19 protein-coding genes and 1 pseudogene are annotated in these 22,264 nt (G+C 65.0%); 14 read left to right on the plus strand and 6 right to left on the minus strand.

The features are described 5' to 3' along the window. Positions 1–176 precede the first annotated feature (176 nt). From ACLMAJ_RS21990 to ACLMAJ_RS22015, 6 genes are all read left to right on the plus strand, one after another. Positions 177–1,550 (plus strand): cytochrome P450, encoded by a 1,374-nt coding sequence (locus tag ACLMAJ_RS21990; protein ID WP_412015661.1) that lies wholly within the window; start codon positions 177–179, stop codon positions 1,548–1,550. Further along, positions 1,547–2,455 carry an alpha/beta fold hydrolase gene (locus ACLMAJ_RS21995; RefSeq protein WP_412015662.1) on the plus strand — a complete coding sequence of 303 codons (909 nt, stop codon included), beginning with the start codon at positions 1,547–1,549 and terminating at the stop codon, positions 2,453–2,455. The genes ACLMAJ_RS21990 and ACLMAJ_RS21995 overlap by 4 nt, the downstream gene beginning before the upstream one ends. Beyond that, positions 2,439–3,296, plus strand: coding sequence for an SDR family NAD(P)-dependent oxidoreductase (locus ACLMAJ_RS22000; RefSeq protein ID WP_412015663.1), 858 nt, complete (start codon positions 2,439–2,441; stop codon positions 3,294–3,296). The genes ACLMAJ_RS21995 and ACLMAJ_RS22000 overlap by 17 nt, the downstream gene beginning before the upstream one ends. Beyond that, on the plus strand, positions 3,293–4,813 hold the full coding sequence (locus ACLMAJ_RS22005; protein ID WP_412015664.1) for a flavin-containing monooxygenase: 1,521 nt from the start codon (positions 3,293–3,295) through the stop codon (positions 4,811–4,813). The genes ACLMAJ_RS22000 and ACLMAJ_RS22005 overlap by 4 nt, the downstream gene beginning before the upstream one ends. 22 nt (positions 4,814–4,835) lie before the next feature. Continuing rightward, positions 4,836–5,465, plus strand: a complete 630-nt coding sequence (locus tag ACLMAJ_RS22010; protein WP_412015665.1) for a TetR/AcrR family transcriptional regulator — start codon at positions 4,836–4,838, stop codon at positions 5,463–5,465. A 69-nt stretch (positions 5,466–5,534) separates the two neighbouring features. Then, entirely contained in the window at positions 5,535–6,290 is a 756-nt protein-coding gene (locus tag ACLMAJ_RS22015) for an alpha/beta hydrolase (RefSeq protein ID WP_412015666.1), read from the plus strand. A 143-nt stretch (positions 6,291–6,433) separates the two neighbouring features. Here the strand turns inward: ACLMAJ_RS22015 and ACLMAJ_RS22020 are convergent, their stop codons facing one another. Further along, on the minus strand, positions 6,434–7,897 hold the full coding sequence (locus ACLMAJ_RS22020) for an MDR family MFS transporter (protein WP_412015667.1): 1,464 nt from the start codon (positions 7,895–7,897) through the stop codon (positions 6,434–6,436). A gap of 337 nt (positions 7,898–8,234) precedes the next feature. Continuing rightward, positions 8,235–9,287 (minus strand): zinc-binding metallopeptidase family protein, encoded by a 1,053-nt coding sequence (locus ACLMAJ_RS22025; RefSeq protein WP_412015668.1) that lies wholly within the window; start codon positions 9,285–9,287, stop codon positions 8,235–8,237. Positions 9,288–9,714: 427 nt separating this feature from the next. On the opposite strand from ACLMAJ_RS22025, the gene ACLMAJ_RS22030 reads away from it, so the two are divergent. The 4 genes from ACLMAJ_RS22030 to ACLMAJ_RS22045 all read left to right on the plus strand — a co-directional run bounded on the left by ACLMAJ_RS22030 (position 9,715) and on the right by ACLMAJ_RS22045 (position 13,849). Continuing rightward, positions 9,715–11,415 (plus strand): alpha/beta hydrolase, encoded by a 1,701-nt coding sequence (locus ACLMAJ_RS22030; RefSeq protein ID WP_412015669.1) that lies wholly within the window; start codon positions 9,715–9,717, stop codon positions 11,413–11,415. A 34-nt stretch (positions 11,416–11,449) separates the two neighbouring features. Then, the gene (locus ACLMAJ_RS22035; RefSeq protein ID WP_412015671.1) at positions 11,450–11,677 is read left to right on the plus strand and encodes a hypothetical protein; all 228 of its coding nucleotides are present in this window, start codon (positions 11,450–11,452) and stop codon (positions 11,675–11,677) included. Between the two features lie 266 nt (positions 11,678–11,943). After that, the gene (locus tag ACLMAJ_RS22040; RefSeq protein WP_412015672.1) at positions 11,944–12,819 is read left to right on the plus strand and encodes a hypothetical protein; all 876 of its coding nucleotides are present in this window, start codon (positions 11,944–11,946) and stop codon (positions 12,817–12,819) included. A gap of 115 nt (positions 12,820–12,934) precedes the next feature. After that, positions 12,935–13,849, plus strand: a complete 915-nt coding sequence (locus tag ACLMAJ_RS22045; RefSeq protein WP_412015673.1) for a hypothetical protein — start codon at positions 12,935–12,937, stop codon at positions 13,847–13,849. 173 nt (positions 13,850–14,022) lie between these two features. Here the strand turns inward: ACLMAJ_RS22045 and ACLMAJ_RS22050 are convergent, their stop codons facing one another. Next, positions 14,023–14,730, minus strand: a complete 708-nt coding sequence (locus ACLMAJ_RS22050) for a cation efflux transmembrane domain-containing protein (protein ID WP_412015674.1) — start codon at positions 14,728–14,730, stop codon at positions 14,023–14,025. Continuing rightward, positions 14,730–15,047, minus strand: coding sequence for an ArsR/SmtB family transcription factor (locus ACLMAJ_RS22055; protein WP_412015695.1), 318 nt, complete (start codon positions 15,045–15,047; stop codon positions 14,730–14,732). The genes ACLMAJ_RS22050 and ACLMAJ_RS22055 overlap by 1 nt, the downstream gene beginning before the upstream one ends. 158 nt (positions 15,048–15,205) lie before the next feature. On the opposite strand from ACLMAJ_RS22055, the gene ligA reads away from it, so the two are divergent. Then, on the plus strand, positions 15,206–17,197 hold the full coding sequence (ligA, locus tag ACLMAJ_RS22060; protein WP_412015675.1) for an NAD-dependent DNA ligase LigA: 1,992 nt from the start codon (positions 15,206–15,208) through the stop codon (positions 17,195–17,197). A 123-nt stretch (positions 17,198–17,320) separates the two neighbouring features. Here ligA and ACLMAJ_RS22065 read toward each other — a convergent pair whose 3' ends face one another. Both ACLMAJ_RS22065 and ACLMAJ_RS22070 read right to left on the minus strand, forming a co-directional pair. Next, positions 17,321–17,614, minus strand: a complete 294-nt coding sequence (locus ACLMAJ_RS22065; RefSeq protein WP_412015676.1) for a hypothetical protein — start codon at positions 17,612–17,614, stop codon at positions 17,321–17,323. A gap of 430 nt (positions 17,615–18,044) precedes the next feature. Then, positions 18,045–19,286 carry an oxygenase MpaB family protein gene (locus ACLMAJ_RS22070; protein WP_412015677.1) on the minus strand — a complete coding sequence of 414 codons (1,242 nt, stop codon included), beginning with the start codon at positions 19,284–19,286 and terminating at the stop codon, positions 18,045–18,047. Positions 19,287–20,072: 786 nt separating this feature from the next. Here ACLMAJ_RS22070 and ACLMAJ_RS22075 point away from each other — a divergent pair. The 3 genes and pseudogenes from ACLMAJ_RS22075 (at position 20,073) to ACLMAJ_RS22085 (ending at position 21,953) form a co-directional block, all read left to right on the plus strand. Continuing rightward, positions 20,073–20,477: an SgcJ/EcaC family oxidoreductase gene (locus ACLMAJ_RS22075; RefSeq protein ID WP_412015678.1), complete on the plus strand. Its 405-nt coding sequence runs from the start codon at positions 20,073–20,075 to the stop codon at positions 20,475–20,477. Positions 20,478–20,745: 268 nt separating this feature from the next. Further along, a pseudogene (locus ACLMAJ_RS22080) lies at positions 20,746–21,504 on the plus strand (IS5 family transposase). After that, complete coding sequence (locus ACLMAJ_RS22085; protein ID WP_412015679.1) at positions 21,501–21,953, plus strand: hypothetical protein; 453 nt, start codon at positions 21,501–21,503, stop codon at positions 21,951–21,953. Before ACLMAJ_RS22080 ends, ACLMAJ_RS22085 begins: the two are co-directional and overlap by 4 nt. The last annotated feature ends 311 nt before the right edge of the window (positions 21,954–22,264 follow it).

Raw genomic sequence — 22,264 nt, forward strand, 5'->3', positions numbered from 1 at the left:
TGCCGACCGCAGCCCCGTTTTACCGTCCAGCGGCGCGCGCTGGCCCGACGGTTCGGCAGATGCCTCGATGTCGATGTCGGCGCGTCCCGAAAGCGCACCGGAGTGACCCTTGCCACAGGCGGTACACCCGCGTACCGTCAGTTGGTACATCGGAGTACCGCGCAGGGAGTTGGCGTATGACCATCGTGAGAATGCCCGAGGGACCCACCACACCAGGCTTCGTGCAGGGCTTGGAGATCTTGACCGGACGAACCCGCGCGTGGCGGCGACTACACGACCGCTACGGCTCGGCGTTCACGGTGCAGTTGCCCAGATTCGGTCGGACAGTTGTGCTCTCGGAGCCCGCAGAGGTGAAGGCGCTGTTCACCGCGAGCACGGACCTGGTCGACAACATCGACATCAACCTCGGACAGTTCCTCGGCCCCGGGTCGCTGTTCGCGCTGGTAGGCGAGGAGCACCGCAAACAACGCAAACTCCTCACCCCGCCGTTCCACGGACGCCGTCTCGCGGTGTACGAGGCGCTGATCGAGGAGGAAGCGGTCCGTGAGATGGCCTCGTGGCCCTCGGGTCGCGAGTTCGCGACCATGGACCCGATGATGCGGATCACGCTGAATGTGATCCTGCGCGCGGTGTTCGGCGCCGAGGGTGCGGAATTCGACGAATTGCGTGAGCTGCTACCGAAGTTGGTGCTGGTCGGATCGGCGCTGGCCGCGTTCCCGGTGCCGAGGAAGTTCCTCGGGCGATACGGTCCGTGGGCTCGATTCGCGGCGCATCGCCGCAGCTATGACGAGCTCGTCGGGCGTCTGATCGATCGCGCGGCCGCGGCCGTCGACCTCGCCGACCGCGACGACGTGCTCGCGATGATGCTCCAGGCCCGCTACGACGACGGCTCCGCGATGAGTCACAGCGAAATCGCCGATGAACTGCTGACGCTGCTCAGCGCGGGCCACGAGACAACCGCGACGACGCTGGCCTGGACTGTCGAGCGCCTGCGCAGGCACCCGGAATTGTTGCGCCGCTTGGTATCCGAAGCGGACGAGGGCGGCTCGGCGCTGCGTGAGGCCACCCTGCTGGAGGTACAGCGGGTCCGCCCTGTCGTCGACGCCACCGGACGCAAGGTGCGCGCGGACTCGCTGCAACTGGGCCGGTGGACGCTACCGAAGGGCCAGAACATCATGGTCAGCATCCGCTTGATGCACGACAACGAGCAACTCTTCCCGAACGCCCGCGCCTTCGATCCGGACCGCTTCGTCGGGGTACGGCCTGGCACCTTCAGCTGGATCCCCTTCGGCGGCGGCGCCCGCCGCTGCATCGGCGCCGCGTTCGCCACCATGGAGATGAACATCGTCTTGCGCACGCTGCTCAGGGATTTCGCGCTCGAGCCGACCGCTGCGCCCGACGAACGCACCCACTTCCGCGGTGTCGCGTTGGTACCGGCGAAGAAGGGGCGTGCCGTGGTGCGCCGCCGCCCTGCCGCCGCCACCTCCTCGGCCACCGAGACCGCCTCGTCCGCCACCACATCCGCAGCGGCCGGAGCGGTGACCGCGTGACCGAACAATTCGCTGAGGTCGGAGGCCCGGTAACCCTGGCCTACGAGCGGTTGGGCAATGGCGGCGGCACACCGCTGCTTCTGATCGCCGGACTCGGTCAGCAGCTGCACGAGTGGCCCGAGGGGTTATGCAGCGAACTGGTGAGTCGCGGCTACGACGTGGTCCGATTCGACAATCGGGACGTCGGCCGGTCCACGCATGCCGGATTCACGCCGCCAGGGCCGCTGGATCTCCTGCGCAAGCATTGGCACCATGCCCAATACGATCTCGCCGATATGGCCGCGGACACGGTCGGATTGCTCGACACAGTCGGCTTCGCGTCCGCGCATCTGGTCGGCATGTCGATGGGCGGCATGATCGCGCAAACGGTTGCCGCACACGATCCGGTTCGCGTCCGCTCGTTGACATCGATCATGTCCACCACCGGTGCGGCGAAGGTGGGACGGCCCGCGTTGTCGACCTGGCGTCTGATGTTCGGACGACCCGCGCGCAACCGGGACGAACACATCGCGGCCGCCGTACGCATGTACCGCCACATCTGCTCCAGCGGCTACCCCTTCGACGAGGCCACGGTGCGTGCCGCCGCGGCCACGACATGGGACAGAGATCCGCATCCGGCGGCGGGCGTCGGCCGACAACTCGCGGGCATTCTGAAATCCGGTGACCGGACAGTACAACTCGGCACCATCGCGGCCCCGACGCTGGTCCTGCACGGCGACCGCGACCTCATGATCGCCCCGACCGGCGGTGCCGTCACCGCACGGGCCATACCCGGCGCCCGGCTGCACAGCCTGCCCGGTATGGGCCACGACCTGCCTGCCGAACTGTGGCCGACCATCGCCGAACTCCTCGACGACCACATCCGCACGTCCGAATCCAGGAGCACCGATGCCCCGAATAGCTAGGCAACTGTCCGGCCATCCCGTCATGATCACCGGCGCCGCCTCCGGAATCGGTCGCGGCCTTGCCCAATTGCTCTCCCGCCGCGGTTCGCCGGTAGCGATCGCCGACATCGACGAGACGGGGCTGAAGCAGACCGCCGCCACCCTGCACGGTCCGGTGCTGACGCGGGTACTCGATGTGCGCGACGCCGCCGACCAACGCGCCTTCGCGGCCGAGGTCCGCGACTGGCTGAGCGCTCCGCTGGCGGCGGTGTTCAACAACGCCGGCGTCGCGGTCTCCTCCTCGGTGCTCGACGCGGTCCCCGAGGACGACGAATGGTTGTGGCAGATCAACTTCGACGGCGTCGTCAACGGCACCCGCGCCTTCCTGCCGCTGCTCGTCGAACAAGATCATGGTGTCATCGTCAACACCTCGAGCGTGTTCGGCCTGGTCGGCATGCCATACCAAAGCGCTTACTGTGCAGCGAAATTCGCCGTCCGGGGATTCACCGACGCGCTGCGTCAGGAACTTCGGGGCACCGGCGTCTCCGCGGTGAACGTGCACCCGGGCGGCATCACCACCAATATTGCCCGCAATGCCAGGGTTAACAAGGATCCCGAGGGCCGCGGTCGTACCAGGGAGCAGATGGCGGCGGAATTCGAGGCCGTCACCCTCACCTCGCCGGAGAAAGCGGCCGAAATCATCTGCCGCGGAATCGAACGCGGAAAGGCACGCATTCTCGTCGGACCCGACGCCTACGTATTCGACGCACTCGCACGGGTGGCCCCAACCCACTACTACGACATCGTCGGGGTGCTCGAGCGACGGCTGCGCACCCGGGGCAAGGCGGAGGTGAACTCGTGACCGAACATCTCGATGTGCTGATCGTCGGAGCCGGACTCTCCGGTATCGGCGCGGCCCACCATCTACAGTCGGCGTTTCCGGAACGGACCTACGCAATCCTCGAGGCGCGCGAGGAAATAGGCGGCACCTGGGATCTGTTCCGCTACCCCGGCGTGCGGTCGGACTCCGATATGGCCACTCTCGGTTACCGTTTCCGTCCGTGGACAGCGGCCGAGGCGATCGCCGACGGCCCGTCGATTCTGCGCTACATCCGTGACACCGCCGTCGACGCCGGAATAGACCGCCGAATCCGATTCGGGCACCGCGTGATTCGCGCATCCTGGTCCTCGGCCGACGCACACTGGACGGTGCAGGTCAGCCACGACGGCGCGACCTCGACACTGACCTGCCACTTCCTCTACGTGTGCAGCGGCTACTACCACTACGACCAGGGCTACTCCCCCGATTTCGCGGGCGCCGAGGAGTTCGGGGGCCAGATCGTGCATCCGCAGCAGTGGCCCGCTGACCTGGACTACGCGGGTAAACGCGTCGTCGTGATCGGCAGCGGCGCCACCGCGGTCACCATCGTCCCCGCCATCGCCCAGACGGCGGCACACGTGACGATGCTGCAACGGTCACCGACCTACATCCTCTCCGCCCCCACCGAGGACGTCGTGGCGACCAAGCTGCGCGCGCTGCTCGGGGCGCGTCGCGCCTACGCGATCACCCGATGGAAGAACGTCGCGATCAGCACGCTGATCTATCAGCTCAGCCAGCGAAAGCCGGAGATGATGCGGAAATTCATCCGCACCCAAACCGTCGGACAGCTGCCCGAGGGCTACGACGTCGACACACATTTCAAACCCGACTACGGCCCGTGGGATCAACGACTGTGCCTGGTTCCCGACGGTGACCTGTTCGGCTCGATCCGTGCGGGCGACGCCTCCGTGGTGACCGACCGCATCGACCGATTCACCCCGAACGGACTCCGGCTGGAATCGGGCGCGGAGCTGGCGGCGGATATCGTGGTGACCGCAACCGGTCTGCGGCTGCTGGCACTCGGCGCGATCGAGCTCGTGGTCGACGGGCACGCGGTCGCACTACCGGAAACCATGTCCTACAAGGGAATGATGCTCGGCGGTGTCCCCAATTTCGCCTTCACCATCGGCTACACCAACGCGTCATGGACATTGAAGGCCGACCTGGTCGGGGAATTCGTCTGCCGGCTGTTGCGGCATATGGACACCAAAGGCTATGACCAGTGCACTCCGCGGCCCGACCCGTCCATCAACCGAGCACCGCTACTGGATTTCCAGGCGGGATATGTGTTGCGGGCCATCGAACAATTCCCCAAGGCCGGTTCACGGGCTCCATGGCGGCTCGGGATGAATTACGCCCAGGACGTGGTCACCCTCCGGCACGGCCGGATCGAGGACGGCGTCCTCCGGTTCACGGCCCGACCTGGGGCACCGGCGACGCAGCCCTCGGTTGCCGACCTCGTACCCGATGATCGTGATCCGGAACAGGTGAGAGCCTGAGGAGGTCACTAACCTGACTCTCGTGACACGCGCCGAGCCGACTACCACCACCGAGACCACGCCCGCGGAATCCGGTTTCCGCAGGCGGCTGCTCGACGCGATGGCCGAGGCCGTACGCGCACGCGGCTATCGGGATGCGACCGTGGCCGACGTGGTCCGCAACGCCCGCACCTCCCGCCGCACCTTCTACGAACACTTCACCAGCAAGCAGGACTGCTTCATTGCCCTGCTGACCGAGCGGAACAACGAAACCATCCGGCAGATCTACGACGCGGTCGACCCGAACGCCTCTTGGCGCACCCAGGTGCGCCAAGCCATCGAGGCCTGGATCCATGCCTCCCAAGCCGACGCCACCATCACTCTCGCCTGGATCCGCGATACCCCCGCGCTCGGCGAAAGCGCCCGCCAACTGCACCACGACGCCGCCGAAGCCTTCATCACACTCATCCAAACCCTGACCACCACACCAGGATTCGAGGCTCCCGAGCTACACCCACCTTCCCGGCAGATGGCAACAATCCTCTACGGCGGCTTCCGCGAACTCATCGCCTCCACCGTCGAAGAAGGCCGCGATATCACCGAAATCACCGCCATCGCGGTAGACACCGCCATAGCCCTCGTCGGCCCCCGATACGACCCGCCGATTCCCTAGGAGCCTGCCGTACCCATCAGTGGGTAGAAACACAGGTAAGCCTAAGCTTAGTTCTGTCAAAATTGCCGGGTGCCATTCTTCGAAGGTGTCAGCGGACAGGTCCACTATCGCTCGTGGGCGACCACCCGGCCGCGAGCGATAGTCGTGCTGCTGCACGGTCTCGGCCAGCACAGTGCCGACTACCACCGATTCGGCCGCGTGCTCCGTCGTCACGGCATCGAAACCTGGGCCATCGACCATATCGGCCATGGGCTCAGCGAAGGCGAGCCCGAGACCATAGCGCCGATCGAGCAGCTCGCCGCGAACGCGCTGCGGCTGACCACCCTCATCCGCGCCACCCACCCAGCCCTGCCGATGGTCATGGTCGGGCATTCGCTCGGCGCGGGCACCGCGGTGGTCGCGATGCGGTCGAACTCGGCCGACGTATCCGGCATCTCCGCGGTAGCGCTGAGCGGAACACCGAACGATGTTGCGACACTGGAGGTCCCAGCACCGAACGTGCCAACCCTGGTGTTGCACGGCGTAGATGACCGGCGGGCTCCGATCGGGCCGATCCGCGAATGGGCCGCCCGGTGGCCACATACCCGAATGCGTGAATTCACCGACGCAGGACACGATTTGCTGCACGAGCCGGTTCACCGGGCCGTCACCAGTGCGGTCGTCGAATTCACCGAAAATACGGCGTCGGGCGTTGCCCGCGAAGACTTTCCGGCCGAAACGGTCACCACCGTGACCGCGAACCGGAAAGACGCCCTGGAAGCGGACGCGGCACGCACCAACAAACTGATGGTCCACCGACGGCGCTCCGCCGCAATCAAGAACTGACGGCGTCATGGAATGCGACGGCGAAGCGCACCATCTCGTGCTCGTCCGCGGCTCGCTCCAGAAGACCGGCCCCCGTCCGTTGTTCATGCCGCCCGTCGGCAGTACTCACATTCGGACGGGGGTTTCGACGTTCCGAGTCGTGGTCAGCCCTTGACCAGGTCGGGGGTTGCAGTCTCGTACTCGTCGGCCGCTTCCGGGGCGGCGGCGCGGCCCGGCAGCAGCACTGCCATGGCAATCACGATCAGCGCCAAAGCGGCGGAGACGAGGAAGGCCAGACGCATGCCGTCGAGGTGCGCGGTGACAGGGTCGGTGCCGTTGTCGAGAAGCGCGGTGCTGCGGGCCGACATCACCGTAACCACCATGGCGGTACCGAAGGCCGCGGAGACCTGCTGCAGGGTGCCGAGCATGGAGCTGCCATGCGAGTACAGGTGTTGCGGAAGCGCGCCGAGGCCGAGGGTGAAGACCGGGGTGAAGGTCGCGGCCAGCGACGCCATCAGCAAAATGTGCAGAGCGATCAGCTGCCAGTACGGCATGGTCATCGAGATCTGACTGAATCCGGCCAGCGACACCGCGATCCCGACAGATCCGGGAATCACCAGCCAGCGTCCGCCGAAGCGGTCGAACAGCCGCCCGATTGTCGGCCCGAGCAGACCCATCGCCAACCCGCCCGGCATCACGAGCAAACCGGTCGCCAGGGGGCTCAAGCTACGCAGGTTCTGCAGATACAACGGCAGCAGGATCATCGACCCGAGCATCGCCATGAACGCGATCGACATCAAAACCAGCGCCTTGGTATAGGTGCCGGACAGCAAGACTCGCAGATCCAGCAGCGGGGTGCCGGTGCGCTGCAAACGCAGCTGCCGGAACACGAACCCGGCGATGAGGGCTGCCCCCGCGGCCACCATCAATGCCGGACCGGTGAGGTTGCCGCTCTCGAACTTGCTGAGCCCGAATACCAGTCCGCCGAACCCGAGCGCGGCCAACACCACACTGGGCGAGTCGATTGCCCCGGCCTGCGATTCGCCGATGTTCTCCAGCTTGCGAAGGCCGAGCCAGGTGACGACCGCCGCAATCGGCAGCACCAGCACGAAAAGCCAACGCCACGAACCGACCTGGAGCACCAACCCGGAAATCACCGGGCCCATCGCAGGGGCCACGGAAATGGCAAGGGTGACATTCCCCATCACCCGGCCGCGATCATGCTCGTGCACGACGGTCATCAGCGTGGTCATCAACAGTGGCATCATCACCGCGGTACCGCCTGCCTGGATGATCCGCCCGAGCAGCAGCACCGCGAACGACGGCGCGACAGCCGAGAGCGCGGTGCCGGCCAGGAAGACACCCATCGCCACGGCATACGCCTGCCGAGTGCTCACTCGTTGCAGGAACCAGCCGGTGGTCGGGATGATGGCCGCCATCGTGAGCATGAACGCGGTGGAGACCCACTGCGCCGCCCGCTCGGTGACCTCGAGGTCTTCCATCAGACGCGGGATCGCGTTGATCATGATGGTCTCGTTCAGGATCACCACGAAGGTCGCGAGCACCAGCACCCGAATGACGGTCGGTGTCCCACCTCCCGAGGCGGGAGCGGTTCGTTCGGCAGACATCGGGTACCTCCGGAGCATGGGTCGTCGACAGGAAAACATGTGGCCCATTGCCGAGTTACCGCATCGCATCCCAGCACCACAGTGGTTGAGACGGAATCAGCTGCTCGAACTCATCGGACGTGCGCAAGTATTCCGGTCGGCACCGACATAAATCATTCGATTTTCCTGCCGATCCACCGCGAGCTCCCCTGAATTTGCTGGTCAGCAGCCCTTCATACGGAGGTCGATACCGAAACGTGAGCCTGATCACGTATCCACGGAAGGCGCTGGCACGTCCGCCCCGCGTCGAACGGGTCGGGCGAGGAGGTGCCGGCGTTGAAGGCGCGTAAACAGCTCCTCAGATCGACCCGACCGACTTGGCGGCGGCGGACCGCACGACGGCATGGACGAATCCGAGCTTGACCGTGACGGGTTCGGGGATCGTGAACGGATACAGGTCGGCTTTGCCCATCGCCCTGGTGACTCGGTTGAGCATCAATGACAACCAATGCCAGTCGGACAGGATCGTCGAGATATCGGAGTCGGCGTAGGAATGCCGAGGGGCGACGTCTTCCTGTGTGTACCCATCGATGCGGTCACCGTGCAGCACAACGCCGGACGCGGCCGCGGTCGCCAACGTATCGGTGATGTGCAGGTAATGGGCGAAGGTCTCCGCGAAGTCTTCCCAGGGATGCATCGTCGCGTATTCGGATATGTAGGCGGCCTGCCAGTCTGCGGGCGCACCGAACTTGTAATGACGGTCGATCGACTCGCGATAGTCGGCACGCTCGTCACCGAACAGTTCACGACATTCATCGATCGCCGGACCGTTCTCGACAAGAATCGACTGATAGTAGTGGCCGACCTCGTGGCGAAGGTGCCCGAGCATCGTCCGATACGCCTCACCGAGGCGTACTCGCACCGATTCGCGATGCGCGTCGAGGATTTCCGCGAGATCGATGGTGACGACGCCGTTCGCATGTCCGATGGTGACGGTTTCTTTGCTCGAAAAGCTGGACAGCAGGTCGAATGCCAGACCGCCGTCCTTCTCGTAGTAAGGCTCTATCGGGAGCCCCAGGTCGAGCAGCTGGAACAGCAAGCGGCGTAGGGCGTTTCCCGTCCGCGCCAACTTCTCTAGCGCAATAGTGTCGTCCGCCTCCGGTCTATGCCTGATCAGACGCCCAGCGAAACACTGTGCGCTGCCGGAATTCTCGGCGACCAGCCAATTGCATCCCCAACTCCACGAGGAACAGCGCAGCCACCGGGTCGAGTCGATGACGACGCCCTCGGCCGGGGCCTGCATCAGAGTCCGAGTCGGAATATGGAAGCCGATCGCAGCGCCGCAACCACTACACGCCTGTGCCTCGAAGAACGCAAACTGCTGACATACCGGACATCGGAATGCGCGCATTGCAGGGACCTACCGATCAATCAATTGTCGGGGCCGCGCGTGAACACCCGCATGCAGCATGTCGACCTACACGAGGGTGTTCGGTTCTCGCTCGATGCCGACGATACCGGCTGAGCGCGGATGTAATAGGCACAACGCTCGAACATCTATTTCTGCACGGTCAGGCCGGTGAACCGATCTGTGCCGCACTCCGCGATGAATCCGAAACTTCAGCCCAACGCAAATACGCGTCTTACCTTGTGACTCGCGTCATACTTGGGTCGTATAGTAGGCGACAAGATCTGCGCGACGCGACAACGGACATCGAGTTGTCGATTCAGAAATATTGGCGCACAAAAGAATTGATTGCACTCCGACCGGATACTCGACGGCAATTCAACCAATCAGAAGGCAATCATCCGGACCCGGCAAATCCTCGAGGACCCCGATGAACTCGACTCACACCCCCAACGCCGATTCTGAATCTCCGCAGTCCACCGCACCCGACCCGAGCCGACAGCTACGTCCGCGCCGGGAAGGGTACAGCTACGCGGGCTTGCTGATCGCGCTTGTGCTGACATGGCTGTCACTGACCCCGTCACTGCTACCGCGGGGGCCGCTGTTTCAGGGGGTTGTCACCGGCGCGGCCGCCGCCATGGGATACGGCCTCGGCGTACTCGCCGCCGCGATCGCGCGGTGGGTCGTCCGCCGCCACGCCGAGCCTCGAGCGAGATCGTGGCATTGGTGGGCGCTGGCAGTAGTCGCGGTGGCCGGGACTATCGCAGTTCTCCGGTGGTTCGCGAACTGGCAGGACCAGTTGCGCAACCTGATGGGGGTAGCCGGGCTATCGCTGTCCGCGTATCCGCTCATGTTCTTGATAGCCGCCGTCGTTTTCGTGGTGTCGATCGCGCTCGCGCGGATGCTGGTCAGCCTCTGGCGGTGGGTTGGACGCCAGCTGAATCGGGTGGTGCCCGCCCGTGTCGCCGCCGTCGCGAGCGGCGTGCTGATCGCCGCCGTCATCGTGACGGTGCTCAATGGTGTGGCGGCTTCCGCGATCATGTCGCTGTTGAACGACACCTTCAAAGCCATCAATCAGGAGACCTCCGCCGACACGGTTGCCCCCACCGTTCGCGAGCGCTCTGGCGGGCCCGGATCACTGGTGAGCTGGGACTCCCTGGGACGTCAAGGTCGCATCTTCGTGGCGGGTGGGCCCACCACCGAAGGGCTCGCGACGTTCAATCAGCGACCCGCGCGCCAACCGATTCGCACCTACACCGGGCTCGCGTCCGCTGACACCCCCGAGGAAGAAGCGGATCTGGGTGTCGCCGAACTCGAGCGTGCCGGCGGCTTCGATCGAGCGGTCCTCGGAGTAGCGACCACCACGGGCACCGGCTGGATCAACGAGAACACCGCCGCGGCATTGGAATACCTCCACAACGGCGACAGTGCGCTGGTGAGCATGCAGTACTCCTATCTGCCCAGCTGGATATCGTTTGTGGTCGACAAGGAACGCGCCAAGCACGCCGGACAGGCACTTTTCGACGCGGTGTACGCGAAATGGCAGACGCTGCCGCCCGAGCATCGTCCGAAGCTGGTGGTGTTCGGCGAGAGCCTCGGATCCTTCGGCGGGGAAGCGGCGTTCTCCGGGGTGCAGGATATGGCGGTCCGCACCGACGGTGTGTTGTTCGTCGGACCGACCAACAGCAACGTGGTGTGGCGCGACACCACTGCCCGACGAGACCAGGGCACACCCGAGTGGCTGCCGATCTACCACAACGGGCAGACAGCCCACTTCGTCGCCCGCCCAGCCGATCTCGACCGACCCGCCGCGCCCTGGCAGGCGCCGAGGGTGGTGTACCTGCAACACCCTTCTGATCCGATCACCTGGTGGACTCCGCGACTGCTATTCGAAAAGCCCGACTGGCTACGCGAGCCACGCGGGTACGACGTGCTCCCCAGCACGCGGTGGCTTCCGATCGTGACGTTCCTGCAGGTCTCCGCTGACATGGCCGTCTCGGTGGATGTTCCCGACGGCCACGGGCACACCTTCCACGCCGATATCGCCGACGCCTGGGCGGCGATCCTGCAACCCCCGAATTGGACCGCCGCCGACACCGTCAGGTTGCGGGCAATACTCACAGCCGAATAGCGATCCGATACCAACTAGCACAAAGGGATTCGCCATGAACAGCACCGAGAATCGTTCGATACTGGCCCGCATCTCACCAACGCAATGGATTGCCCTCGCGGTCACAATCGTGGCGATCGTCTTCGTCGCCGAGAACCGCAGCAAAGTCTCCATCGAATTCCTGCTGATCACTATCCGCTCACCGATGTGGCTCATCCTGCTGACGATGTTCGCGGTCGGATGGGTCACCGGCGTCCTCACCATGCGCCGCCGCTTCAAGTAGGTTCCAGACGTCGTACGACCGGCCGCGCGAAAAGCCCATGTCAGGCATGGCCAGATCATGACCGGCAGCAGACTCGGCGCGGTGACGAGGGCTATCCAGATCGCCTGGATCGCGTACGCGGAGCGCACGGTTCCGATAAGTGGGGCGACCTGGCCGGGGCGACGGCGTCTGGCGGAATAGGCCCCGATCACATCCGGCTACTACGATCAGGGACCGAGTCGACGGTTCGGCGAGGCGGCCCGTTCGAGACCGGAGGGCCTATACGCATGACCGATTCCGAACGCGAACCCGCCGACAACCGCAACCCGGGCACCCCCGAACCGGTACCGCCGCCATTCAACCCGCCAGGCGGCCAGGGCAATCCCACTCCAGGCGCAAACCCCGTGTTCTTCGGTCCCGCTGTGGCGGGCCCGACTGCCGACTCGCCCCGGGACCCCCGAATCGGTCCCGGATACCAGCCGCCGTATCCGCCACCCCCGACCGGCAGCGGCAAAACGGGTCTGATCGTCGCCGGTGTTGTCGGGCTGGTAGTGGTGCTGGGTATCGGTGTGGCGATCGGTATCTCCATCGGCGGCGACGGTGACAGCGATTCCACTGCCCGACAGGGAGCGGGGCCGGGAACCTATTCGATCAACGGGATCACCAATGCGTGCGATCTGGTCGACCCCACACCGTTGACCAAGTGGTCGGCCACGCCCAGAGACGCTCCCAACCACCAGGAAACCCCGCCGTCCGCCTATGACAGCGGCGGCCTGAAATGCGATGTCGGCTATACAAGTTCGACCGGCGACGAATTCCCCATGAACAGAGCCCGACTGAGCGTCGAGGCCGAGTTCACCGACGGGACGGCTCCGCCCTTCTACGACCACTGGAAACACTCCGACACCGTCACCGCCGAACCTGGGTCGGTCTCCGGCGAGGTCACCGGAATCGGCGGCCAGGGCTATTGGCATTTCGAAGTGACCGGCAACCTCGTCGCGGAAATGGCCTACGTCGTGTGTGTGCAGGACGGCAATGTCTCGGTCCGGGTAAAGATCGCACTTACGCGTGAGAAGGGGTCTCCTGCGGTCGGCCGGGACGAACTCGATTCGATCGCCAGGCCCCAAGTCCGCAGGGCACTGGACGGTTTGAGGGAGAAGTAGCAGCCATCGACTCGAGCAGGCCGGTGCGGATGACTGCGCGGCATCGGCAGGAATACGATCGGTTCGGAGTTGATGGTCGACGGGGGAACCCGTTGCATTACCGGAGGGCTACGGGATGACCTACTCCCAGCGCGGACCTGACGATCAGCCGCCGCCGGGCAGCGCCGATCCCGGTGCGCGGCAACACAATTCGCCGGTGGGCGGCTGGGGTGACCCCGACTCGGGCAGCTACACGCCCGCGCCCGCGTTTGCTCCCGGTCAGCCTGTTATCGGGTACAGCCGACCTGGTCACGGGTACGGGCCGCCACCGCCGTCGACCGGTGGCAGCAGAACAGGTCTGATCATCGCCGGTGTTATCGGTGTGGTGGTGGTGCTGGGTATCGGTGTGGCGATCGGCATCGCCCTCGGCGGCGACGGTGGGGGCAATTCCGCTGTGGGCCCGGCCTCATCCAGCGCCCCGGCCCCTTCCAAGGCCGCGACGACGTCACGCAGGGAAGCCGCGCCGGGGATCTATTCGATGAACGCCATCACCAACGCCTGCGACCTTGTCGATCCCAGGCCGTTGCACAGATGGTCGTCCACGCCGAGAGAAGACCCCCGGCATCAGGAATTCCCGCCGAATACCTCCGACGGCGGCAACCTGTACTGCGCCATCCGCTACACCAGCCCCTCGACCATCGTCGACGACGCCGCCGTCGACGAAGCCGGAATCGGCCTCCAGGCACAGTTGACCGGCGCCGATGCCGCCCCCGCCTATGACCGTTGGAAACAGACCGACACCGCCGCCACCAGCGCGCGGCAGGCCTCCGGCGAAGTCGTCGGAATCGGCGCCCAAGGCTACTGGCATACCTCAACCACCGACACCGGCAACGGAATGACCTACATCGTCGCCGTACAAGACAGCAACATCTCGGTGCGAGTAGAAGTCGCCGTCCTGCGCGCAAAAGGCGAACCCCCGGTGAACCGGGACGAGCTCGACGTGATCGCCAAGAACCAAACCCGGCAAGCTCTGAATGGACTGAAGGGGTAGGTAGGTGCTCGGCCATGCGCGGCCACGGCCCCTGAAATATGCTGGAGTTTCAACGAATCCGCTATCGCGGCAGCGTCGCCCACGAGCATCGAAGACTCGCGTGTACAGCGCCTCGACCAGGTCGGACCGGAAAGCCACGTATCTGAAAATCAGACGGTTGCACTGTGACCGGTTCAGGGTTGGTCGCAGCAGTCGCAGGCATCGATGGAGATTGGTTGCCGGATGGTGTCGCCGAACGGCGCAGTGGGGCAGCATGTTTCGCCCTTCCACGCGTTGATGCCTTCTTTTACCGCGATCACCGCGATTACCAGCGCGGCGATCGGGTCGGCCCAGGACAGGCCGAACAGGCTGTTGAGCAGCAACCCGACCAGCAGCACCGCCGACAGGTAGGTGCACAGCAAGGTTTGCTTCGAGTCCGCGACCGCCGATGCCGAACCCAATTCACGCCCGGTGCGACGCTGCGTCCATGACAGCACCGGCATTACCGCCGAACTGACGGCGGCCAAACCGATCCCGATCGGCGAATGCTGCACTTCACCGATCCCGAGCAGTGACCTGATCGCATCAACGGTGACGTAGGCGGCGAGGGCGAAGAACGAGAACGCGATGACCCGCAGCGCGACCTTCTCCCGGGCTTCGGTATCGCGACCGGCGAACTGCCAGGCCACCGCCGCGGCGGAAGATACCTCGATCACGGAGTCCAAACCGAATCCGATCAGCGCGGTCGAGGACACCCGGGCGCCTTCGGTCAGCGCGATGATCGCCTCGATCACGTTGTAGCTGATCGTCGCCGCCACCAACCAGCGGATCCGGCGCGATAGCACCGCCTTTCGGTCCGGGCTCGGACCCAGCGTGACCACCGGCGTCCTCAGATCCGCCATCAGCAGCACTCCTCGGTCTCGGCGGCCGGACAGCAGGCCGGGTCGACCGCCAACACCAGCCCGACCAAGTCGTCCAGAGCTCGGCCGATCCGCGGGTCGGCCAATTCGTAACGGCTGCGGCGGCCCTCGGGGACTGCTACTACCAGACCGCAGCCGCGCAGGCAGGCCAGGTGATTGGACAGGATTTGTCGTGACACCCCGATCTTGTCGGCCAACTCCGAGGGATAGCCGGGCGTGCTGCGCAGGCTGAGCAGGATCTGCGTGCGGGTCGAGTCCGACAGCGCATATCCGAAGCGCGACAGCGCATCGCTGTGCATCAAGGTGTCCACCTATGAATAATACATAGATTTCTGTATTCAGAACAAGATGTATCAACGCTGCGGTAGGTCCCGAAGTAGCCGAACTCGTCTATGCCGAGGCCGCCACACACGTCGTTCCGCGAGGGTTGTCGGTGGGTATCGGTACCGTCAGGTGCGTGGAAACTGGGGAACATATCCAAGAGCTCGCGGACCGCATCGTGGCGCTGCGCGACGCCTACTATCAAGGCTCGCCGCTGGTCGCGGACGCCGAGTACGACGCGATCGAGGATGAGCTACGTGGCCTGATCGAGGCGCACCCAGACCTCACGCCCGACCCGAATCCGCTGGAGCAGGTCGGCGCGCCCGCAGTGCTGCACGCCCCGATCCGGCACTCGCGTCCAATGCTGTCACTCGAAAAGGCGACCAAGCCCGAGCAGGTCGCGGCGTTCTTCGACCGCTTCCCCGGCCAGTCGGTGGTTGTGATGCCGAAGCTCGACGGCTTGTCCCTTGCCCTGGTCTTCGAAGACGGTCGGCTGGTGCGTGCCGTGACCCGAGGTGACGGCACCACCGGTGACGACGTGACCATGCTGGTCCGCGCATTGGTCGACGGCGTCCCCGAGCGGATCGACGTCCCTGGGCGGGTCGAGGTGCGTGGCGAGGCAGTGATGTTGCGTTCGACCTTCATCGCCTACAACGCGGCGCATCCGGACAAGCCGCTGATCAATCCGCGCAATGCCGCGGCGGGCACGCTGCGGGCGAAGGACCCGGCCACGGTCTCCGAGCGCCGCCTGCAGTTCTTCGGCTTCGACTTGGATACCGCTGCCGACGGCGCTGCGGTCGATCTCGGGGAGGCCCTGCGCACCCTGGGGGTCGCGGGTGCGCAGATGCGGCTTTGCGCCGACGCCGAGCAGGCGCAGGCGGCGATCACCGCGATCGAGCAAGGTCGCAACGAGCTGGACTACGACCTCGACGGCGCGGTGCTACGGCTGGCCGACCGCGATGCCTACGCCGCGGCCGGGACTCGGTCGAACTCCCCGCGTGGCGCGCTGGCGTTCAAATTCGCCGCCGAGGAGAAGACCACGTTGCTGGCCGAGGTGATCTGGGACGTCGGCAAGACAGGCAAGATCGTCCCGGTCGCGTGGCTGGAGCCGGTGTTCGTTGGCGGCACGACGGTCACGAAGGCGACGCTGGCCAACCAAGAGGTGATCCTCGCCCGCGACATCAAGATCGGTGACACCGTGCTGGTGCGCCGTGCGGGTGACGTGATCCCGTTCGTAGCGGGCGTTCTCGACGCCTCCAAACGCACGGGCGAAGAACGCGAGATCGTGCCGCCCACCGTCTGCCCCTCGTGCGAGCAGCCGGTCACCGAACAAGGCAACAGCCGGGAGCTGTTCTGCACCAACGTCTCCTGCCCCGCGCAGACGGTGCGCAGGCTGATCCATTGGGCGTCGCGCGCGGCGGCGGACATCGACGCCATCGGGCAGGTGTGGATCGAACGCCTGGCCGAGGCGGGCATCCTCGAGAGCCCGTCGGACTTCTACACGCTCACAAAAGAGCGCCTGCTCGAGTTCGACCGGATCGGCGAGGTCTCCGCCGCGCGCATGATCGACTCGATCGATGCCAGCCGACAAGTCGGCCTGCGCCGCGCGCTGATCGGCCTTGCGATTCCGATGGCCTCCGACGGCACCGCCGCTCGCCTGGCCCGAGCGGGATTCGGCTCGCTGGAGGACGTCGCCGACGCGGGCGAGCAACGGCTCGTTGCGGTGGAGGATATCGGACCGAAAGTCGCTGCCTCCCTGGTCACACACCTCACTCGGCTACGTCCGGAACTGGCGCGGCTGCGCGAGGCGGGCGTCAGTCTTGACGTGCGCGAGGAGGACCTCCCCCCGGTCATCGCGGCCGGCGCTCCCCTGGCAGGCAAGTCGGTGGTGATCACCGGCGCGATCAGCGACCCACGCTCCGGCGAGAAGGTCGCTCGCCCCACCTTCCAACGCCTATGCGAGAAGGCGGGCGCGACGGCGGCGTCCTCGGTCTCGGCGAACACCGACCTGCTCATCACCGGTGCGGGGGTCGGTGAGAGCAAGCTGACCAAGGCGGAGAAGCTCGGCGTCGAGGTCATCGACCAGGGCGAAATCTGGAACCTGTTGATCGCCGCCAAGGTCGTCTAGACCTCGGCGCGGCCCGACCGGGCCGCACCGACCGGGACATGCCGAGACGACGTCGTCGCCGGTCTGATGGGCTTGCGTGCGTGGACCTTCGACCGGCCCTGCCGAGGACGGTGGGTCCGGTGTCTATGCGCCGCAGCCGATTTGACGGGCTACTTGCGCCGGTACGCCGTTGCGGTTCACGCAATCGAGAGCGGAACCCAAGTCGATCACACGCCAGTGCAACTGCCCGTCTTGCTCGACATAGTGAAACAGGTACATGCTCGGCTGGGTTTCACCGTCCGGCACGCTGCGCGCGGTGGCGTAGTCGCCACTGCACCTTGGCTGTTCGAGATCGGCCAGGGGAAAACGAGGGCCACCCGTCATTCTCAGAGTGGTTATCAGGTACTCGCGGGTCACCACAGCGCAGGGATCGGTCACCGGTGCCGCGACCGGAGGCGCAGGTGTTACGACCGGAGGCGCGGGTGGTGCTACCGGAGGCACAGGTGCCGCGACTGAGGGCTCGGGTGCCGCAACTGGGGGCTCAGGTGCCGCTGGAGGAGCTGACTCGGTACTCACGGCGGCGGGTGCTGAGGTCGGCACCCGTGTGGCGACGGTGCTCGATGCCGAGGAGCCGGAACCGGTGGCGTCCTCGCCACCGCAAGCCGTGAGAACTGCTGCGGCAGCAGCGACTGCCGCAGCGAAGAGAGCAAGTCTGGTCATGGTTTCCTCCCGAAAGTGGCCACCACGCGGCAGGCCACTACAAGAGCATCTGAGCGAGAAGGGTTTTCGTTTCAAGCTCTGTAGCGACTCGCAGCCGTAGGCGCGGTGCCCGGCCACGAGCCGACGATCCCGTCTCGGGCGGTGTGGGTCAGCGTGGCGGTAGGTTCATGTCCCGGTTCATCATCGGGATTTCGATGCTGATCGGCAGCCGTAGTTCAGCCAGGTAGATCAGCGCCGCTTGGCGGAGGAACTCGTCGAAGAGCCAATAGGCATCCGGCGCCAGCGGGACGATGGGGAGCAGCCCTTCGCGAACGGCGATAAATGGTCCCCAGCTCACATTGAGCAGCGGGGTCCAGACCGGCTCCCTCGGGATGGCCAGCCCGTCAGCGATCTTGTCACCGAGCAGGAACCGGGTGAATGCGCCGAGGACTGGCTTGCTGAGAACGGCGAGGTCGAGATTCACACCCAGTCGCAGCAGTCGGTCGGCCAGCTTGGCGCCCTCGGGGGTCGGTGCCAGTATGGGGTCCAGAACCTGTGCGGCCTGGGAGTTCGCCTCGGGCCACGAGTTCGGTATGTACTCGTCGCGGATCCCGAGCATGTGGGCACACACCTGCCACGAGTGCAGGAATGCCTCCGACTCGTCGGCGGGCATCGGCACCTTCCACTCGGTCAGGTGCTTCATGACGGTTGTGGGCAGACTGTGCCAGGTGACCATCATGTCGTTCTGACTGATCGGAATGTCCTCTTCGGCGGAACGCACCCAATGTGGGGACTGCGGCAGCAGGTGACGCACCGCGGCATGCACCAGCCGGGTTTTGACGCAGGTCACGATCATTTCACCATCGGGGGCATAGGCATTCGCGGTCCCGATGTCGTAGCCGAGCTTGGCGGTTTTGGAAATACGGTCCTTCAGGTCATGACCCCCCTTCGAGTAGTAGACCGCACGCGCCTCTTTGGGGATGACCGTGCTCATCATGCCGCTGGCCAGACCGTACAGCACACCTAGATACAGTCCGCGCTTCTTGTTGAATCCGATCGCGGTGCCGAGCTTGCCCTGATCGGTCCAGGTCGGAAGCTGACGCGCGTACTCCATGAAGTCCCGCAACTCCGGTGGCAGACCGACCGGTAAGGGCTGACCGTTCCTGGTCCAGGTCCGTAACGACTCGTTGACCCTGGGGACTTCGCCCCTATCGATCAGTCCGGCCATCAGCTCGTCGACCTCGGGGTCCCACACGGTCATCGGGTCCGCACCTGACCCGGTTCCGGCCACCGACCCCTGCGGTGACCATGTCCACGGCTGCGCCCGTGCGGGCGACACTGCGGCCAGGGCACCGAGCGTGCCCAGAATCCCACCGGCCTTCAACGCATTACGCCTGTTGAGTCCATCCATGTCTTCGCTACTCCTTGCTGAGCCCGGCGGCACTGTGACGACGCGGCCAGAACCAAGAAGACCACACCATCTGCCTAAGAATGAATATTAACTTAGCAAGCCCTGTGGCATCCGGTGCATGTTTCTGCCGTTTTGCCCGAATCGGGCTGACGCACCCCATGAGAATCGACCCTACAATCGTTGAATATCGCTATGAGATGCCAACATTCGCTGCACCACCCTATCCTGGCCGCCATCGCGAACCCCGCGACGAGCACGACAGGACAGCGAGGTCTGCACCACAGATCTGTTCAAGAAGGATTGATAACAACACTCAGGGAGCTGACACACACGCAGCCTACGATCGCACCCCGCCCGACGTGGTCCACGTCCCGCCAGCCGCCAGCAATCGCGCTCCACTGGCGGCCGCTCATCACCGCTAGCGCCGATCCCAGCCGCCCGCCCGTGCAGCCTGCACTGCGGATCCCCAAAGGGGAATACATCACGGATCGACAGATCTCGGCGCGGGCGTGCCCCAGATGATCTCAGCCAGTTGATCTTTGACCGCCATGAAGATGCATGTACGCGCCTATCGATGGACGGATGCACCGGTTTTGCCGTTGTGCCAGATCTCGGTGCTGATCGACCGGAACCCGCCGTCCCAGATGACCCGATTCCCAATCTGCGGGCCTCGAGAGTGCGTCTGGCTCCACAAAACTTCGGCGGAGCTGTCGATGTGGGCCGAGGTTCTACGTCGGGTGGGTGAAGGCCCGATCGGCGGGCCGGACAAGAACAAGGAGACAGGCGATGACCGACACCCGATTGCAGGACGAAGCTGCTATCCGAACCATCTTGGGGGGCATCTACCAGGCGTGGGACGTTCACGACGCCGATGCTTTCGTCGCCGAGTACACCGAAGACGCCACCGCGATTTTGCCAGGTTCCTACCGGCGATCCAAGGAAGAAGTCCGCCAGAGCATGGCCGCCGGGTTCGCGTCGTTCTTGAAGGGGTCGACGACCAAGAACACGATCCAGAGCATCCGATTCCTGGGCAACGATGCCGCTGTCGTCGTCAGCGAGACCGGCGTCCTGTTCCCTGGCGAGACCGAGGTGCCCGCCGACCGGGTCGCCAACGCGACATGGGTGCTGGAGAAGCGTGGCGAGAAGTGGCTGCTCGCGGCGTACCACAACAGCCCTGCCAACGCCGGTTGAAGACGCGGACCAGGCGGCACTATGCGGCGGACATGCGCTCTAGCGCAGCCGGACCGCGACCGGTTGGGATACAGCAGTTGGCGTGCACCGCTGACCGACTGCTGATCGCGGCTACCTCAGCCCTATCGCCATCTCTTAGACCATGTCTTACGTGATTGTGATTCGGTTCTGCTGCGTCGGGTCCGGTTGTGCTGCATGATGTTCGACTTGTAGTCGATGAGTTGTCGAACGCCTTGTCCCGGACGAGTTGTGGGCCTTGGCCTAGCCGTTGCTACCGGAGTTCACCCCGCGTCCGCTGGGTGGCGGGACCGCGCCGACCGACGAGCGCGCAGTGTTCACCGCGGTGGTGTTCGTGCTGACCAGCGGCTGCGCCTGGCGGATGTTGCCGTCGTCGTTCGGTGTCACCGTGCCGACCGCGCATCGCCGGTTCAGCGCGTGGACCGAAGCCGGTCTCTGGCGGCGATTACACCGCGCCGTCCCCGACGAGCTGGGCAGCAGAGGCTTGATCGACTGGTCGCGAGCGGTAATCGACGCGGCGTCGGTGCGAGCAAAAAAAAGGGGACCTCAGACCGGGCCGAGCCCGGTCGACCGAGGCAAATCCGGCTCGAAGATCCACCTCCTGTCCGACCGCACGGGAATCCCTCTGTCCGTGGGTATTTCGGCTGCTAACACCAATGACGCACAAGCGCCGGGGCCACTGGGGAAAGCCATCCCCGCGACCCGATCCCGGCGCGGTCCACGCCAGCGCAAACCCGACAGGCTGCACGCCGACAAAGCCTACGATGCTGCCAACCTGCGCGAATGGGTACAGGATCGCGGGATCGGCGTCCGGATCGCCTGCAAAGGCATCGAGCCCTCCGACCGCCTCGGCCGCCACCGGTGGGTCATCGAGCGCACGATATCGTAGCTGACCGGCTACCACCGCCTCAACATCCGCTACGACCGCAAGGCCACGCGTTATCTCGGCTTCCTCACCCTCGCTGCGACATTGACCTACTTCAAGAGACTCGCCAAGTCATCCACATGAGACATGGCCTTAGGCTAGAGAGGAGAGCAATGAGAGTTCTCTGCGTAGGGTCGTGCGGCAGTGACCTTCCGGAGGAAATACTTCGAAACTTCGGGTATCAACCGGGGAACCAGTTTTCGGTGATCGTCGGCGTCGAGTACACCGTCCGGGCGATGGGGCTGTGGAACAGCGGTCTAAACGTCATGGTGGTGAGCATGCACGGATGGCCCAAGTGGTATCCGATAGAGCTGTTCGTGGTCGTGGATGGTGAATTACCTTCAGGATGGGAATTCTCAGTGATGGACGGGAAGGGCCCATTTGTTCGCGCACTGTGGGGATATCCGGCACTCATCCACGACCCGGACCACTTCGGTGGCCTCGCCGAGCGCGAGGATTCGGCACGCGAGGTCTTCCTTCGGGAGTCCGGAGTGACTGAGTGGGACGAGAAGACTCGGAAATTTATCGAGTGAGTATCGGCGGGTCACGCCGCGGACCAACGCGTCCCAGCGGTCGGCGCACGGCCGGTAAGCGCACCTAGATTCCGATGCACGCACCGCTGATGCACGCACGCACGCACCAGCGACGACACGCAAGCTCCACCAGCAAAGAAGACACGCCGCTGCGCGCGTAACAAGGAGCCTCAGACGAACGGTGTGCACGACGTGAAGCTCGTACGTGGCGGAAACGCTCCAATCACCGCTTCGACTGTGACCGTGATACTCGAATGGGGGTCCCAGTGCGAGGTTGATCCACAAGCGCTACTGCTGACCGAAGCCGGAAA

It is taken from the genome of Nocardia arseniciresistens, from assembly GCF_046764875.1.
Classification (GTDB): Bacteria; Actinomycetota; Actinomycetes; order Mycobacteriales; family Mycobacteriaceae; genus Nocardia; species Nocardia arseniciresistens.

Coding starts and splice junctions, on each gene's coding strand:
- ACLMAJ_RS22050 (WP_412015674.1), bottom strand. CDS start 14,730: ATGGCGGATCTGAGGACGCCGGTGGTCACGCTGGGTCCGAGCCCGGAC.
- ACLMAJ_RS22035 (WP_412015671.1), top strand. CDS start 11,450: ATGAACAGCACCGAGAATCGTTCGATACTGGCCCGCATCTCACCAACG.
- ACLMAJ_RS22070 (WP_412015677.1), bottom strand. CDS start 19,286: ATGGATGGACTCAACAGGCGTAATGCGTTGAAGGCCGGTGGGATTCTG.
- ACLMAJ_RS22075 (WP_412015678.1), top strand. CDS start 20,073: ATGACCGACACCCGATTGCAGGACGAAGCTGCTATCCGAACCATCTTG.
- ACLMAJ_RS22020 (WP_412015667.1), bottom strand. CDS start 7,897: ATGTCTGCCGAACGAACCGCTCCCGCCTCGGGAGGTGGGACACCGACC.
- ACLMAJ_RS22045 (WP_412015673.1), top strand. CDS start 12,935: ATGACCTACTCCCAGCGCGGACCTGACGATCAGCCGCCGCCGGGCAGC.
- ACLMAJ_RS22055 (WP_412015695.1), bottom strand. CDS start 15,047: ATGCACAGCGATGCGCTGTCGCGCTTCGGATATGCGCTGTCGGACTCG.
- ACLMAJ_RS22025 (WP_412015668.1), bottom strand. CDS start 9,287: ATGCGCGCATTCCGATGTCCGGTATGTCAGCAGTTTGCGTTCTTCGAG.
- ACLMAJ_RS21990 (WP_412015661.1), top strand. CDS start 177: ATGACCATCGTGAGAATGCCCGAGGGACCCACCACACCAGGCTTCGTG.
- ACLMAJ_RS22085 (WP_412015679.1), top strand. CDS start 21,501: ATGAGACATGGCCTTAGGCTAGAGAGGAGAGCAATGAGAGTTCTCTGC.
- ACLMAJ_RS22040 (WP_412015672.1), top strand. CDS start 11,944: ATGACCGATTCCGAACGCGAACCCGCCGACAACCGCAACCCGGGCACC.
- ACLMAJ_RS22030 (WP_412015669.1), top strand. CDS start 9,715: ATGAACTCGACTCACACCCCCAACGCCGATTCTGAATCTCCGCAGTCC.
- ACLMAJ_RS22000 (WP_412015663.1), top strand. CDS start 2,439: ATGCCCCGAATAGCTAGGCAACTGTCCGGCCATCCCGTCATGATCACC.